This window comes from Methylobacterium sp. WL1 (assembly GCF_008000895.1).
Lineage (GTDB): Bacteria > Pseudomonadota > Alphaproteobacteria > Rhizobiales > Beijerinckiaceae > Methylobacterium.
The window spans coordinates 1953483-1967934 of record NZ_CP042823.1; the positions used below are offsets into that span (position 1 = coordinate 1953483).

Here is a 14452-nt window from a genome sequence, read left to right on the forward strand (position 1 = left end):
AGGACCTTTCCATGGGCCGCATCCGCGTCGTCCTCGCCGACGACCATCCCATCGTCCTTGCCGGCATCCGGGCACTCCTTAACGCCGATCCCGGAGTGGACGTGGTCGGCGAGGCCACGAACGGCGGCGAGGCGCTTCCCCTGATACGGTCCGTGGCACCCGACCTCGCCGTGCTCGACGTCTCGATGCCCGGCCTGAACGGCCTCGAACTGACGGAGCGCGTCACCGCCGATTGCCCGGGCACCAAGGTCCTCGTCCTGACGGTCCACGAGGACGCCGCCTACGTACAGCCGTTGCTGAAGGCCGGCGCCCGGGGCTACCTCCTCAAGCGCTCGGCAGCCGAGGACCTTCTGAGGGCAGTCCATGCGGTCGCGACAGGCGGGATCTACCTCGACCCGTCCGTCGCCGGACACGCCCTGGGGGACGGTTCCGCGACGGCAGCGGGGACGAAGCCGGCCGAGACCGGCGAGGCGCTCAGCCCAAGGGAGACGGAGACGCTGCGCCTGATCGCCCAGGGCCTCAGCAACAAGGAGATCGCACGCCGCATCGACGTCAGCGTGAAGTCGGTCGAGACCTATAAGGCCCGGGCCGCCGAGAAGCTCGGGCTCAGGACGCGGGCGGAGATCATCCGATACGCGGCGTCCCAAGGCTGGCTGGACGCACTCACCCTTCGGTAGCGCAGCCAGCATCCCTGACGTCGCCGGAAAGGGCCGAATGCCAGGTACCGTCGCCGCCTTTCTAACGGCGCGGGGGCGACCTCCCTATCCTGGAACCTGGGACCGTCAGAGGTCTTGTTTGCGACAAAGCAAGAATCCCGAGGAAACGCTTATGAAATCCGTTGCCATCGCCGTCGTGGCCACCCTCGCCCTGGCCGTGCCAGCCCTTGCCGCCCCCTGCAACACCGGGACGACGAAGGGGAAGGACCCCACGCCGGGGCAGGTGATGCCGAAGAGCTCGGACGTCGATAAGTCGAGCCAGAACCTGGCCGGCGGCCAGCAGCCCGCCTCGCCCGGCACGGTCGGCGCCATGAACGCCGCTGGTGCCAACCAGATGGTCGGGCAGAAGCCGGGGTCCGAAGCGAAGAACGACCAAGGTGCCGGCGTAGGTACCTCCAGCAAGAACCTCGCGGGTGGCCAGCAGTCGGCCTCGCCGGGCACGGTTGGCGCGATGAACAACGCCGGCGCGAACCAGAAGCTCGGCGACCAGGCCGCCAAGGACGACGGCTGCTGAGGCATCCTCGAACCCGTCCGTCGAGGGCCCGCCCGACATCGTCGCGGCGGGCCCTTTTGCGTCCGGCGGTCTCCGTCGCTCGTCGCCGTCCCGGGCAAGACGTGGGGGCGCATCGGGGAGACTGGCATTCCGCGTGTCGCACCCCTCGTGCTGCGTCCGACCCATCTCAGACCAGCGAGGAGCAAACCGTGCCCAAGACGATGCCCAATGTCTCGATGCTCGATGTCCTCCTGGCAGCGTCGGCCGTGCTGCTGCTCTCCGCTGGCGGACATGCGGAAGCGAAGTCCCTGCGCGCCAAGCTCAAGCCCTACTGCACGTCGGACTACCTCCGGCTCTGCGGCCCGTTCGCTACCAGCCGGGCGAGCATCGTCTCCTGCTTCAAGCGCAACGTCTCGTCCGTCTCCCCACGCTGCCGCAGGGCCATCGAGAGGAACACGGAGTTCGACCCGGACAGGATCGAGCGGCGGCGGAGCTGACCGCGGCTAAGGCGGTCCCAAGCCGCATTCCCGATCCGGCACGCGGCCGTCCTGCGCCCGGCCCTGGAGCCGATCCATGTCGAAGTGCCGTATCTACGAGCCCGACGAGCGCCAGGCGGCACTGGAGCGTCGGCGGCTTCGCAAGATGGCGCGCTCCGCCCACGGCTTCGTCCGCGGCAACACGCGCCAATTCTACGAGTGGCTCGGACAGATGCCCGAGCTCGTCCTGCCCGAGACGCCGCCGATCTGGATCTGCGGCGACTGCCACATCGAGAATCTCGGCGCGCTCGCCGGTTCGGATGGGCACGTCGCGGTCCAGATCCGGGATTTCGACCAGTCGGTGATCGGCCATCCGGGTCACGACCTGATCCGGCTCTGCCTGTCGCTGGCCTCCGCCGCCCGCTCCTCGGACCTGTCCGGCACCGTGACCGCGCGCATGGTCGAGGAGGTCGTGTGCAACTACGCCCTGGCGCTCGCCCGGGGCCGGCGCGACGAAATCCCGACGGCGCCCAAGCTGATCGAGGCGACTCAGCGCTGCGCCTTCGACCGGACCTGGAAGCACCTCGCCAAGGACCGCCTGAAGCACAGGACGCCCTCCATCGACCACGGAAAGAAGTTCTGGCCGCTGGCGTCGGAGGAGCGCGCGGCCGTCGGCGCGCTGTTCGCCCAGCCCGAGATGCGGGACCTCGTGCTCAAGCTCCACGGCCGGAACGCCGAGGCGCGGATCGAGGTGGTCGACGCGGCCTCCTGGGTGAAGGGCTGCAGCTCGCTCGAACTGCTGCGCTATGCCGCCATCATCGCGATCTGCGAGGACGGCGAGGCCCCGCGCTACGCCTTGTTCGACGTCAAGGAGGCCGAGGCGCCGATAGCTCCGGCGATACGGCCCGAGGCGATGCCCAACGACCCGGCCAAGCGCGTGGTCGCGGGCGCCCGGGCGCTCTCGCCTATCCTGGGCGAGCGCATGGGGTCCGGGCGGGTCATGAATCATCCCGTCTTCGTGCGCGAGTTGCTACCCCAGGACCTGAAGATCGAGGTCGACTAGTTCGCCTCCAGGTCCGCGCTCGGCGTGGCGGGCTATCTCGCCTACGTGGTCGGCGACAGCCATGGCCGGCTGATGGACGCGGAGACGCGCAAGGACTGGCGGCGCGCGGTTCGCCGGCGTGGGACCGCCGAGATCGACGCGCCGGATTGGCTCTGGAAAACCGTCGTGGCGATGTCGGGGCGTCACGAGGCGGCCTACCTCGACCATTGCTGCGCCCACGACCTGATCTACCGGCACTGAGCTCATCGGGGCTATCGACGGCTGGGAACGCGACCCGAGAAAGGGACACGGCGACCGCCCGGCGCATGTTCAGGCAGGGCGATGGACCGCGTCGGGATAGCCCGGTCGACCAAATGGACGGTGGCGGTGGCGACCATCGGGTCCTGCGAGTGGAACGCGGTCTGTCCGCACGTGCCGGCGACCTACGGGATCGGCATGGCCCGGCCGGTTGGCCGATCACGTTAGGGCCGAGGCGTCGGCGAAGTTCGATTACCCTTGTCGATCCGGATCGTTCGCGGACCGGTCATCGACTGACCCGCCTCCGTAGAGGCTGGTCTCGCTGCCGATGGCCGCGTCGAGTTCCGCCCCGCACAGCACGATGACGAAGGACAGCCACAGCCAGAGCAGGAAGGCCACGACCGTGCTGAGGGAGCCGTAGGTCACGGCGAAGCTGGCGAAGCGGCCCGTGAACCACGAGAACAGGCCGCAGGTCAGCAGAAGCAGGAGCGCGGCGACGGCGCCCCCGACGGTGACGAACGGCCAACCCTCGCGCCCGTTCGAGGGGGCGAGCCGGTACAGCGTCGCTAGCGCCAGCGCGAGTACCGCGAACAGGACCGGCCAACGCAGGGGAGAGAAAGTGGCGTAAAGTCCCTCCTGCGGCAGCACGTGGGGCACAAGGACGGCCAGCGTCATCGCGCAGACCAGCACGACCAGGGTCCCCAACGTGCACAGCAGGGTGACGATGGTGAAGCGCAGCCAGCCGCGGCCTTCCTCCACGTCGAAGATCAGGTTGAGGGCCTTGAACAGCGCGCGCATGCCGCTGTTGGCGCTCCACAGGGTGAAGGCGAGGCCGAGGAGCGGGGCGGCCGGGCCAAGCAGGTCGCTTCCGCGATCCGCCGGATTTTTCGCCATCGAGGCGCCCACGGCTTGCTGCACGATCTCACGCGTGCTGTCCGGCACGGCCTGCATGGCGCCCTGAAGGAAGTTGCGGACCTCGTCCGCGCCGAGCAGCCGGCTTCCGAGCCAGACCACCAGCGCAATCGCCGGGAACACCGCCAGCGCGACCCGGAAGGCGACGCCCGAGGCCACGAAGCTGACCTGGTCCTCCGACGCCTCGCGTGCGGCATGCCGAGCGATCCGGACCGCGGTTCCACTCATGGTTCCTCGCACGCCGACATGAAGGGATGGAAGCCGAAGGATGTCCGCGGCCGGCGACGATGCGACTGCACGCGTATCGACAGCCGCATACGATCAGCGTGGCTTGGCGGCTCCTTCGCCCGTCGATCCGACCGCGCCGGCCTTCGTGCCCGGCTTCCCTTTCCCGGCGCCAGACCCCGCGGTCGTCATATCCGTGCCCGGTCGCGTGGCCTCGCCGGTGGGGCGGGTCCCGATGCCCATCCCACCGGTTCGGACGCCGTCATGCTTGGGATGCTCGGCAACGGGTGCGGCAATCGCCAGCGAGGGGATTGCCGCGACGAGGAGCATGAGCGTGAAACGGGTCATTCGGTCGTCCTTCGATGGATCGGAAACCAGGAGGTGGCACCGGGGAATGTCGTGCGCCCTTACGCGGAATGGCGCCCCTCGCGCATCGCCACGAAGCGGGCATGCCTGGCCTCCATGTCGGCAAGGTCGTGCGGATCGGCGACGTCGCGCCTGGCCGCGGCGAGGACGAGATCCGCATGGCGTGCGAGCTCGGCGGTCCGGTTCGTCAGCCGCTCGACTTCGGCGACGCGGGTGAGCACGTCGAGCATCCGGGCCAGCACGTGCACCGAGCCGGCGGCGTTCTGGCGGATCATGTGGAACATGGCATCGCACAGGCCGTCGTAGTCGGTCACCGGCACGACGAGCACGACCTCGCCCTCGCGCGCGACCGCCCCGGTGGACAGGTGGCGCGCCGCCACGCGGCACAGGGCGTCGCCGAGATGATCGACGACGCTGCCGGCCGTGAAGGGGTCGTTGATGCCCGGCGAGAGCGCCCGGACCGCGATCTCGACGAGCTGCCGGATCGAGTATTCCAGGTCCTGCAGGGCGGCCGGGCGTCGCCCGAACGTCAGCGCCCGGCGAATGACCGGCTCCGCGCCCTCGACCCCGGCGGAGAGGAACGCGACAGGGAACTCGCTCGGGACGTAATCGCCCGGTCGCACGCGCAAGGCGACGGTGACACGGTGCTCGTGGGCCCAGTCGGCCAACCCGTCCTCGTCGACGGCTTGCAGGTAACCGCTGCCGTCGGTGCGGACTCCGCCACCGGTCGGTAGCCGCGCCGGGAGCGTCATGCCTGCGCCACTGCAGGTGCGCGCCTCTACGGCGGCGCAGAGGTCGCGATGGACCGCGTCGACCACCGTTTCAACGTTGATGCTGGCGGCGATGTGGTGGACGAACCAGACCAGGGTGGCGAGCGAGAGCAGAGCCAGCACCATCGCCCCGGTGATCGCCAGGTGCGGGACGAACGGGCTCTCCTGCACGGTGCGCACCGTCCGCAGGACCATCAGCGCGTAAGCGAAGGTGCCGAGGAAGATGCCCAGGACGATCTGGTTGCGGGCGTCGCGAGTGAAGTTGCGCAGCAGGCGCGGGCCCATCTGCCCGGATGCCAGCGTCAGGGCCGCGATGGTGATGGAGAAGGTGGTGCCGGCGACCCCGATGGTCGAGGACGCCACCGCACTCAGGAGTGCCCGCGCACCCTCGGCCCCGCCGGAATAGCCCCAGTTCTGGTTCGGCGAGGAGGCATCGTAGCCGGCGATGTGGGCCGTCTCCAGCCAGATCCCGAGTTGCGCCAGCGCTATGCAGCCGAGCACGATCAGGGCGGGCCTGAGCCAGAACAGGTCGCCCAGGAACTCGATCCAGGCCTGGAGACGTGCCTTCATGCTCGGTCCCGCTTCCCTGCGTCGTCTTTGCGTTCGAGGTCGTCACGATCGGCGCGGAGCACCTGCCAGCGCGCTCGCGGCGGAGTCTTGCCGGCGGGCCAGCCCTCGCGCTGGCGGGTGCGGTCGCCGTCCGACGCCTCGGTCTGGTCGTGCAGAAGCACTTGGCTCGTGGGGTACGGCAGGTCGATGCCGGCGGCGGTGAGCGCGTCCTTCACGTTCGAGATCGCGTGGTCCAGCGCATCCACCGCGTCGCGGCGGCGTGGCGGGTCGATCCAGAACCGCGCCGTCATGTCGACGCCGGCGGCTCCCAGGCCCGTGACCAGCGCCTCCGGCGGCGGCTCGGCGAGCACGCCCCCGGTCCCGCGCAGAGCCTCGACGATGACGCGGCGGGCCTCCTTCATGTCGTCGCCGTTGCCGATGGTGAGGGGGAAGGCGAGCCGGCGCTTGTCGTGCGCGGTGATGACCGTGATCTTGTCGACGAACAGCGTCGCGTTTGGGATCAGAACGCGTTGGTTGTCGTAGGTCCGCAGCACCGTGGCCCTGACCCAGACGTCCTCGACCGTGCCCTCGTGCGAGCCCGCGCGGATCTGGTCGCCGATGACGAAGGGGCGGGTCAGCAGGATGAGGATGCCGGCCAGCAGGTTCTGCAACACGTCCCGGAAGGCGAAACCAATGGCGACGCCGCCGATGCCGAGGAGGTTGAACAGGTCGGCGGCGGAGACGGAGGGAAAGGCGACCGAGGCCGCCACCAGGAACGACACCAGGATCGTCATGCCGCCTGCGATGCGCCCGAGCACCGAGGCGGAGCCGGGTGAGGCCTCCCGCAACGTGGCAGCCCTGCGTACGGCGGCGCGGACCCCGCGGGCGACGAGCAGGCCGAGGCCGAACAGCACGAGGGCGACGGCGAGCCCCGGCAGGAGGGCGGCGGCCGAACGACCGAGCCCTTCGAGACGTCCCAGCGCTTCCGAAAAGATCATGCGGTGTCCCGATTCATGCGAAAGCCGCCGGTGGCGGATGTGCCAGCCGACGGCGCTCGTTGGTCGTCCGCGAGGGCGGTAGGCCCCCGCGGGTCACGCTCCAAACGGATCAGCGACGCGGGCCGCCGGTCGTTCCGCCATACTGTTGGCCGCGAGCACCACGCGAGGGCATGCTGGCGTTGCCGCGGCTCGCCGAGCCCTGCCGCATGCGGTGGCGCCGGTGCATGCGCACCTGCATAAGGTCCGCGTTCGCGGCTGGGGCGACGCCAGTCACATTCACCGGCAGGGCCGCCGACGGCATCGTGGAGGCACCGAGACCGATGCCGGCCAGGAGCGCCGAGGCGAGGATGGTGTGCTTCATGGTCGTCTCTCCTTTTGTGCGGCCGATCACTTCTTCATCTTCGAGTAGGTGAACTTCGGCGCGTTCTTGAGCGTGTCCTTGTCGGTGTCGGCGTGGACCATCCACTTGCCGTCCTTATCGCTGATGGCCAGTGTCGACGGGTCGAGCACGACGTAGCTCTCGCCCATGCCGAGGAAGCCGCCGACGCTGACGACGACGCCGGTCAGCGTCTTGCCGTTCTCGATGACGAGATCCTCGACCTCGCCGACGGTCTCGTTCTTGTTGTTGTAGACGGTGGTGCCCACGAGCTTGGACGACATTACGTCGGCCGGCTTCACGGTAACGTACTTGAGCTTCACCGTCGCGGTGTCGGCCATCTTCATCCCCATGCCGGAGGATGTCATGTCGGAGGACGCGGGCATGGCCGTGCCCGGTGCCGGGGTCGTCGGCGTCGTCTGGGCCAGGGCCGGGACGGACAGGCATGCGAGCGCAAGGGCGGCGGTGATCGTGCGATAGGACAAGACGTTCTCCCGATTATCGTTTCGAAGATGCAACCGGGATCGTCCCATCTGGACCGGGCTCTTACCCACCCCGGCTGCACGGTTCGGGGCCCTAACGTCCGCGTTCAGGAAACGTTCAGAAAAAAGAGGCCGCGCATGAATGTTTGGTCATGAATTTTCCAGAAACGGCCCGGTAGAAATGCTTGGATCTGAGTGGAAATTCTAATTTCCCGCAGTAAGCGCTTGGTCCATTCGAGATGGAGAAAATTTAATCCCTCTTCACTTGCGTGCCGTCGATGAAATCCTTGTGATCTAATCCGTGAAACGGAGAGGCACATGGGTCCGTAACGTCGTCACGAGCCTCGATGATCGAGCCGTTATGACGTCAACAGGACTTTCAATGATGCGTACGACCCTGACCGCCGCCCTCCTCGCCTCCGGCCTGGCCTTCGCGGCGCCGGCCTTCGCCGAGACCGCACCCATGGTCGGCGGCGCTCCGATGATGGCCGACAAGACCATCGTGGAGAACGCGTCCAAGGCCAGCAACCTCACGACCCTGGTCGCCGCCGTGAAGGCCGCCGGGCTCGCCGACACCCTGAGCGGCAAGGGCCCGTTCACGGTGTTCGCCCCGACCAACGCGGCCTTCGCGAAGCTGCCGGCCGGCACCGTCGACACGCTGCTGAAGCCCGACATGAAGAAGACGTTGACGGGCGTGCTCACCTACCACGTCGTCCCGGGCAAGCTCGACGCTAAGGACCTGATGGCCAAGGCGAAGATGGGCGGTGAGGCCGCGAACCTGAAGACGGTCGAGGGCCAGGTCCTGACCGTGAAGATGGACGGCGACCGTCTGGCGCTGATCGACCAGAAGGGCGGCGGCGCCTTCGTCGAGCAGGCCGACGTGTTCCAGTCGAACGGCGTCGTGCACGTCGTCGACAGCGTCCTGATGCCGAAGTAACCCGACATCACGGCCGGCCTACCCCTCTCACGGGGTTGGCCGGCATCGGTGACGGCTTGGAATGTAGGACGCCACCCGAAAGCGGATCGTCTCGCATCATCGGTTTCACGGGCGGAACAGGAACCAACGGGTTCGGCAGGGTTTCAGATCGGGACCCCCGATGACCGCCGAACCGACAGGACTTTTCGCATGAGCTCGCCCAACTTCACCCGACTTGCGTCCGGTCCCGTTGTCAAGCGCATCGTCGGAACCGTCATGCTCGCCTCCGGCGTGGCGCTTGCCGGCCCCTCGGTCGCCCAATCGGCAGCCAGCTCCATCGACCAGCCGACCCCCGGGACGCTACCCTCTGGAACCTCTACGACGAAGGGCGCCGGAAACGTGGGCCACGAAGGCAACGGGCAGGTCGCGCCGCCGAGCGCCATCCAGTCCTCAACCGACGTCATGCAGTCCGAGGGTTCGGTCCAGGGCAAGACCCAGGGCGGCCGGACCGACCCGATCAAGCACCTGCCCAAGGACATGCGCTGACCGGCGATTGAGCGGAACGTCCGCGGACCTCCTCTACGGGAAGCCCGCATGTCGAGAACCATCCCTCCGGGGAACACACCCGGAGGTCTCCCAAGATGTTCTTCGATAGCTGGTCCGGCCTGCTCAGGGTCGTCGTGGTCGGACCGTTGGCCTACGTCGCACTGATCCTGTTCCTCAGGATCTCGGGCAAGCGTACCCTGACCAAGCTGAACGCGTTCGACCTCGTCGTGACCGTGGCGCTCGGCTCGACCCTGTCCTCCATCGTCCTGACGAAGTCGGTCGCGCTGCTGGAAGGGGTGCTCGCCCTCGCGACCCTCATCGGGCTGCAGTACCTGATCACCTGGTCGAGCGTCCGCTCGGCGTGGGTCCGGTCGCTGGTCAAGGCCGAGCCGACGTTGCTCGCCCACCAGGGCCAACTGGTCGAAGGCGCGATGCGCCGCCAGCGCATGACCCGGGACGACGTGCTCTCGGCCCTGCGCTCGGAGGGCCTCGACGACCTCTCGCAGGCCGCTTCGGTCGTGCTTGAAACAGACGGCTCGATCAGCGTGTTGAAGACGCTTTCCGACCGCGGGGACGGCCTGACCGGCGTAGCCCGCCCGGAGACGGGCCAACCTGCCGAGCGCCGTTTGTGAAGGCCCTCGTCCGCAATATGCTCATCCTGCTCGCAACCCTCCTGGCCGCCGCGAGCCTGATCCCGATGATCCCGACCGAGTGGTGGGCGGTCCGGCTGCTCGACTTCCCGCGCCTGCCCTTCGCCGTCGGCTCTTTGGTCGTCGGTCTGGCCTTGTTCCCCTTCCTTCGGGGAGCTTCCAGGTCGACCCTTCCGGCTCTCGGGCTGGTCACCCTCGCGCTCGCGGTCAACGCCTGGACACTGTGGCCTTATCGGCCCACGGGCGGCATGCGGGTCGACGCATGCCCGGTCGAGCGCAGGCTCTCCGTGCTGATCGCGAACGTGCAATTCGGGAATAGGAACGCCGAGCCCCTGGTCGAGGCCGTCGCGCGGGAGGAGCCCGACCTGTTCCTCGCCATGGAGACCGACGCGTGGTGGGACGAGGCCCTGAAGCCCGTGCTCGCGTCGATGCCCCATGCCCTGCAGCGGATCACGGGGTCGTACTACGGCATCCACTTCTTCTCGCGGCTGCCCCTGGTGAACGGCGGCATCCGGCATCTCGGAGGGCAGGACACCCCGGCGGTCGTGACCGGCGTGACCCTGCGCAGCGGCGAGGTCGTCGACTTCATCGGCCTTCATCCGAAGCCGCCGCAGCCCTGGCAATCCGCCCGCGGGCGGGACGCCCAGCTCTATGCCGCGGCGTCCGTGCTGCGCGAACGGGTCGAGCTTGGCGTCCTCGCCGGCGACCTCAACGCGACGCCCTGGGAGATCGCGGTGGAGCGCATGGCTCGACTGTCGGGATTGATCGACCCGCGCCGCGGCTACGGATACGTCGCGACATGGAACGCGCACTCGTCCTGGCTGCGCTGGCCCCTCGACCACGTTTGCCACGAAGGCGGCTTCGCGACGGTCTCCATCGAGCGCCTCGACGCATTCGGCTCCGACCACTTCCCCTACCTCGTCCGCCTGTGCCGCCAGGATGCCCAAGGTGCGAAGGCGCCTCCGCAGCGGGACGCCGAGGACGTCGCCACGGCCAACGCGGTGCTCGCCGCGGCGGGGACGACCGAACGATTGCAGTCCCGATGAGCCCACGTGCCGAAAACGGCCTTGCAGCCCGCCTTTGTGCGGGTCGGAGATTCCCATGATCTCGATCTTCGACCTCGCCGCCCTGTTGCTGACGCTCTCGGCCCTGTTCGGCTGGCTGAACCGTCGCTTCCTGCGGATGCCGCACACCATCGGCTTGCTCGTGATGGGGCTGCTCGCCTCGCTCAGCCTCGTCGGCCTCGACCTCGCCTTCCCAGCCCAGCACCTCTACGCGGACCTCACAAGGGTACTCGGCCAGGTCGACTTCACCGATGTGGTGATGAACGGCATGCTGGCGTTCCTGCTGTTCGCCGGCGCCATGAGCCTCGACCTGCGCATGCTCCGCGACCGAGCCTGGGCCGTCGCGACGCTGGCACTGGTCGGCACCCTGATCTCCACGGCCCTCGTCGGCGGCGCGTTCTGGCTGGCGGCCGACGCCATCGGCCGGCCGGTCCCGCTCGCCTGGGCCTTCGTCTTCGGCTCGCTGATCAGCCCGACCGATCCGGTGGCGGTTCTGGCGACCCTCAAGAACGTGAAGGTCCCCGAGGCGTTGGAGGTCGAGATGCAGGGCGAGGCCCTGTTCAACGACGGCATCGGCATCGTGCTGTTCACGGTTCTGGTGGCTTTCGCCGCAGGCTCGGGCGGGGAGGCCATGAGTGCCGGCGGCGTTGCCAAGCTGCTCGTGCAGGAGGCCGGCGGCGGCCTCGTTCTCGGGGTATTCACGGGTTACGTCGCCTACCGGGCGATGCGCGCCATCGACGACTTCCCCGTCGAGGTCCTGATCACCCTGGCGCTGGTCGCCGGGACCTACGCGCTCGCCCAGAAGCTCCACTTCAGCGGCCCGCTCGCGGTGGTCGCCGCCGGGCTGCTGGTCGGGGACCGGGCTCCGCGCGACGCCATGAGCGAGCGGACGCAAGGGTACGTCTCCGCCCTCTGGACCCTCATCGACGAGGTGCTGAACTCGGTGCTGTTCCTGCTGATCGGGCTGGAGGTGCTGGTGCTGCGCTTCGAACTCGGCGGGCTGGCGCTCGCAGCCTGTGCGGTGCCCATCGTCCTCGTCGCCCGGCTGGTCGCCGTCTCGACGCCGCTGCTCATGTTCCGCTGGGGCGGCAACCTCTCGCCGCGCAACGTGCCGTTCCTGACCTGGGCGGGGGTGCGCGGCGGCATCTCGGTGGCCCTGGCGCTCTCGATCCCAGAAAGCGACGCCAAGCCGGCGATCCTGGCGGCGACCTACGCGGTGGTGCTCTTCACCATCATCGTCCAGGGCTCGACGCTGGGCATGGTCGCGCGGCGTACGCTCCGCGCCGGCTGATTGACGCCGTGCACGGCGTCGGCCCGCGTCGGCCGGTACATCTCCATCGGACATCGTAACCCCACATGGTCTTCACCGTCCTCCTCGTACTCATCCCGATCTCGGCGGCGCTGAAGTACCTCGTCGGCGCCTCGCCGCTCCTGGTGTTCACCTCCAGCGCGCTCGCCATCGCCGTCCTGGCGGAGTGGGTCCGACGCGCCACCGACCAGCTTGCCGACCGGGTCGGGCCTGCCATCGGCGGCCTGCTCACCGTCAGTTTCGGCAGCATCGCCGAGCTCGTCCTGGCGCTATTCGTGCTGCTGCGGGGCGAGGCCGCGGTGGTGCAGGCGCAGATCGCCGGCTCGATCATGGGGACCAGCCTGTTCGGGCTCGGCCTAGCCATCATCGTCGGCGGGGCGACACGGGAGCGGCAGAAGTTCAGCGCGGAGCGCGCCGGCTTGCTGTCGACCCTGCTGATCCTCGTCGTCATCGCCTTGCTGCTGCCGGCCGTGTTCGACCTGAGCGGACGTATGTCAGGCCAGGGAAAGACGCTGGGCATCACCGACGAGGAGGTCAGCCTCGGCGTCTCCGTCGTCCTACTGCTGCTCTACCTCGCCAACCTCGCCTTCACGCTGGTCACCCACCGCGACGTGTTCTCGAACGACAAGGGCAGCGGCGAGGCCGACTGGAGCCTGCCGTTCGCCATCGGGGTCCTGATCGCCGCGACGGTCGCCATCGCCTTCGAGTCCGAGATGCTCTCGGGGACGATCACTGAGGCCGCCGGGAGCCTGCACCTCTCGCCGATGTTCCTCGGCGTGATCGTGCTGGCCCTGGTCGGCACGGCCGGCGACCTGTTCGCCGCGGCGTGGTTCGCGCACGAGGACCGCATGGGCCTCGTGCTGAACATCTGCATCGGTTCGGCTATCCAGGTGGCGCTGGTGCTAGCGCCGCTCCTGGTCATCATCTCCTGGGCGCTCGGCCACCCGATGTCGCTGGTGTTCTCAAACCCGCTGCACCTGTTCGGCATCGCGAGCACCGCCTTCATCGTCAACGCCATCGCCCGCGACGGTGAGACGACGTGGTTCGAAGGCCTCTTGCTGCTTGGGGTCTACGTCCTATTCGGCCTGGCCTTCTTCTTCGCGAGTCCGACCTGACTCCTTTATGGCACCGCGCCATCCTAGGTAGCGGGGGGACGCAAGGCCGACCGGCGTCACCATCCCCATGACGGCGCTGGTGGCCATGCCGGCGAATGGAGTGCTGCCTACGCGGCGTCGGGATGCCGACGACAGCGTGCGCCCGTGATCCTGGCCATCGCCGATGCGCTCCGCCACCGTAGTTGAGGCCGCCCTGTCAAGCCGTCCCCACGGCCGTTAGGCCACGTTTCTGCCTCACGACCCGCCGTCTGAATGCGTAATGCGTTCACCTCAAGCATCGTGCTTCGCGTAGTTATTCTATACCGGTACAAACCGTGGGCAGTGACTGCATGATCTGTTGCGCAGTGTTTTAGCATGACGAATATGGAACTGTCGTGGTTCCGAGGCCGTTCTGAAATCATGCAAAACATCTCCGGAAAGTCTTTGCGCATGAACAAGTTTGCACTCGTTGCGACGGCAGCCTTGGGCCTTGGCGTATTAGCATCGCCATCCGCTGAGGCTCGTGGCTTCGGCCATGGTGGTGGCTTCGGCCACGGTGGCGGCTTTGGCCGTGGTGGCTTTGGTCACGGCGGGTTCGGTCGTGGCTTCGGTGGCGGGTACAGAGGAGTCGGTTTCGGACGCGGCGGGTTCGGTCGCGGCTTCGGCGGGTACAGGGGCGTCGGCTTCGGCGGCGGTTATGGTCGTGGCTATGGCGGGTACCGCGGTGGGTACGGCCGCGGATACTACGGTGGCGGCTACGGGCGCCGGGGGATCGGACCGGGTGCCGTGATCGGGCTTGGCATCGCCGGCCTCGCGGCGGGTGCCATCGCATCGAACGCCTACGGTGGATATGGTTACGGCGGATACGGCTACGCTCGTCCGGTCGGCTACGGCTACGGCGGTGGTTACGGTTATGGTGGTGGCTATGGCTACGGCCAGCCTGTCGGCTACGGCGGCGGCTACGGGTACTCGCCCTACGGCTGCGGGTACTGACATTCCAACGAGCTTCGATCTTGGGGCCGCCTTCGGGCGGCCCTTTCTTTTTCGGGAACGTCCGCTTGCAGTCCGCTCGTCAAGACAAAGATCTACGGTCGGAACGGGTGGGTTTCAGACGGTCCGCGTCCGAGCGGCGCAACGAAGCGAACGTCAGGGGCGCGCCTATCCATGCTGCTACGCGAAGCGTCAACCTGTCAGTTGGTGAGAAGGCCGT

18 protein-coding genes are annotated in these 14452 nt (G+C 68.1%); 12 read left to right on the top strand and 6 right to left on the bottom strand.

What is annotated here, in order from left to right; all coding sequences use genetic code 11:
* The first annotated feature begins 11 nt into the window (after positions 1–11).
* From FVA80_RS09675 to FVA80_RS32170, 5 genes are all read left to right on the top strand, one after another.
* Positions 12–677, top strand: a complete 666-nt coding sequence (locus FVA80_RS09675; RefSeq protein WP_147908720.1) for a response regulator transcription factor — start codon at positions 12–14, stop codon at positions 675–677.
* Between the two features lie 151 nt (positions 678–828).
* Positions 829–1230 carry an exopolysaccharide production protein YjbE gene (locus tag FVA80_RS09680; protein ID WP_147908697.1) on the top strand — a complete coding sequence of 134 codons (402 nt, stop codon included), beginning with the start codon at positions 829–831 and terminating at the stop codon, positions 1228–1230.
* Between the two features lie 188 nt (positions 1231–1418).
* On the top strand, positions 1419–1706 hold the full coding sequence (locus tag FVA80_RS09685) for a 3',5'-cyclic-nucleotide phosphodiesterase (RefSeq protein ID WP_147908696.1): 288 nt from the start codon (positions 1419–1421) through the stop codon (positions 1704–1706).
* A 76-nt stretch (positions 1707–1782) separates the two neighbouring features.
* A complete protein-coding gene (locus FVA80_RS09690; RefSeq protein WP_348642426.1) occupies positions 1783–2748 on the top strand; it encodes a DUF2252 family protein in 966 nt (321 codons plus the stop codon).
* A gap of 24 nt (positions 2749–2772) precedes the next feature.
* Entirely contained in the window at positions 2773–2988 is a 216-nt protein-coding gene (locus tag FVA80_RS32170; protein ID WP_348642425.1) for a hypothetical protein, read from the top strand.
* A gap of 249 nt (positions 2989–3237) precedes the next feature.
* On the opposite strand, the gene FVA80_RS09695 is transcribed toward FVA80_RS32170, so the two are convergent.
* The 6 genes from FVA80_RS09695 to FVA80_RS09720 all read right to left on the bottom strand — a co-directional run bounded on the left by FVA80_RS09695 (position 3238) and on the right by FVA80_RS09720 (position 7666).
* The gene (locus tag FVA80_RS09695) at positions 3238–4125 is read right to left on the bottom strand and encodes a YihY/virulence factor BrkB family protein (protein WP_147908695.1); all 888 of its coding nucleotides are present in this window, start codon (positions 4123–4125) and stop codon (positions 3238–3240) included.
* 93 nt (positions 4126–4218) lie between these two features.
* Positions 4219–4470: a hypothetical protein gene (locus FVA80_RS09700; RefSeq protein ID WP_147908694.1), complete on the bottom strand. Its 252-nt coding sequence runs from the start codon at positions 4468–4470 to the stop codon at positions 4219–4221.
* Positions 4471–4529: 59 nt separating this feature from the next.
* Positions 4530–5828, bottom strand: coding sequence for a DUF2254 domain-containing protein (locus FVA80_RS09705; RefSeq protein ID WP_147908693.1), 1299 nt, complete (start codon positions 5826–5828; stop codon positions 4530–4532).
* Positions 5825–6805, bottom strand: a complete 981-nt coding sequence (locus FVA80_RS09710) for a mechanosensitive ion channel family protein (protein WP_147908692.1) — start codon at positions 6803–6805, stop codon at positions 5825–5827. Before FVA80_RS09710 ends, FVA80_RS09705 begins: the two co-directional genes overlap by 4 nt.
* Before the next feature lie 109 nt (positions 6806–6914).
* Positions 6915–7166, bottom strand: coding sequence for a hypothetical protein (locus FVA80_RS09715; protein ID WP_147908691.1), 252 nt, complete (start codon positions 7164–7166; stop codon positions 6915–6917).
* Positions 7167–7192: 26 nt separating this feature from the next.
* Complete coding sequence (locus FVA80_RS09720) at positions 7193–7666, bottom strand: PRC-barrel domain-containing protein (protein ID WP_246692338.1); 474 nt, start codon at positions 7664–7666, stop codon at positions 7193–7195.
* 382 nt (positions 7667–8048) lie between these two features.
* On the opposite strand from FVA80_RS09720, the gene FVA80_RS09725 reads away from it, so the two are divergent.
* The 7 genes from FVA80_RS09725 to FVA80_RS09755 all read left to right on the top strand — a co-directional run bounded on the left by FVA80_RS09725 (position 8049) and on the right by FVA80_RS09755 (position 14235).
* A complete protein-coding gene (locus FVA80_RS09725; protein ID WP_147908689.1) occupies positions 8049–8600 on the top strand; it encodes a fasciclin domain-containing protein in 552 nt (183 codons plus the stop codon).
* A gap of 189 nt (positions 8601–8789) precedes the next feature.
* A complete protein-coding gene (locus FVA80_RS09730) occupies positions 8790–9125 on the top strand; it encodes a hypothetical protein (protein WP_246692339.1) in 336 nt (111 codons plus the stop codon).
* Between the two features lie 95 nt (positions 9126–9220).
* Positions 9221–9757: a YetF domain-containing protein gene (locus FVA80_RS09735; protein ID WP_147908688.1), complete on the top strand. Its 537-nt coding sequence runs from the start codon at positions 9221–9223 to the stop codon at positions 9755–9757.
* On the top strand, positions 9754–10821 hold the full coding sequence (locus tag FVA80_RS09740; RefSeq protein ID WP_147908687.1) for an endonuclease/exonuclease/phosphatase family protein: 1068 nt from the start codon (positions 9754–9756) through the stop codon (positions 10819–10821). The genes FVA80_RS09735 and FVA80_RS09740 overlap by 4 nt, the downstream gene beginning before the upstream one ends.
* Positions 10822–10876: 55 nt before the next feature.
* Positions 10877–12130 (top strand): sodium:proton antiporter, encoded by a 1254-nt coding sequence (locus FVA80_RS09745; protein WP_147908686.1) that lies wholly within the window; start codon positions 10877–10879, stop codon positions 12128–12130.
* 65 nt (positions 12131–12195) lie between these two features.
* Positions 12196–13263 (top strand): calcium/proton exchanger, encoded by a 1068-nt coding sequence (gene cax, locus FVA80_RS09750; RefSeq protein ID WP_147908685.1) that lies wholly within the window; start codon positions 12196–12198, stop codon positions 13261–13263.
* A gap of 429 nt (positions 13264–13692) precedes the next feature.
* Complete coding sequence (locus FVA80_RS09755) at positions 13693–14235, top strand: hypothetical protein (RefSeq protein ID WP_147908718.1); 543 nt, start codon at positions 13693–13695, stop codon at positions 14233–14235.
* The last annotated feature ends 217 nt before the right edge of the window (positions 14236–14452 follow it).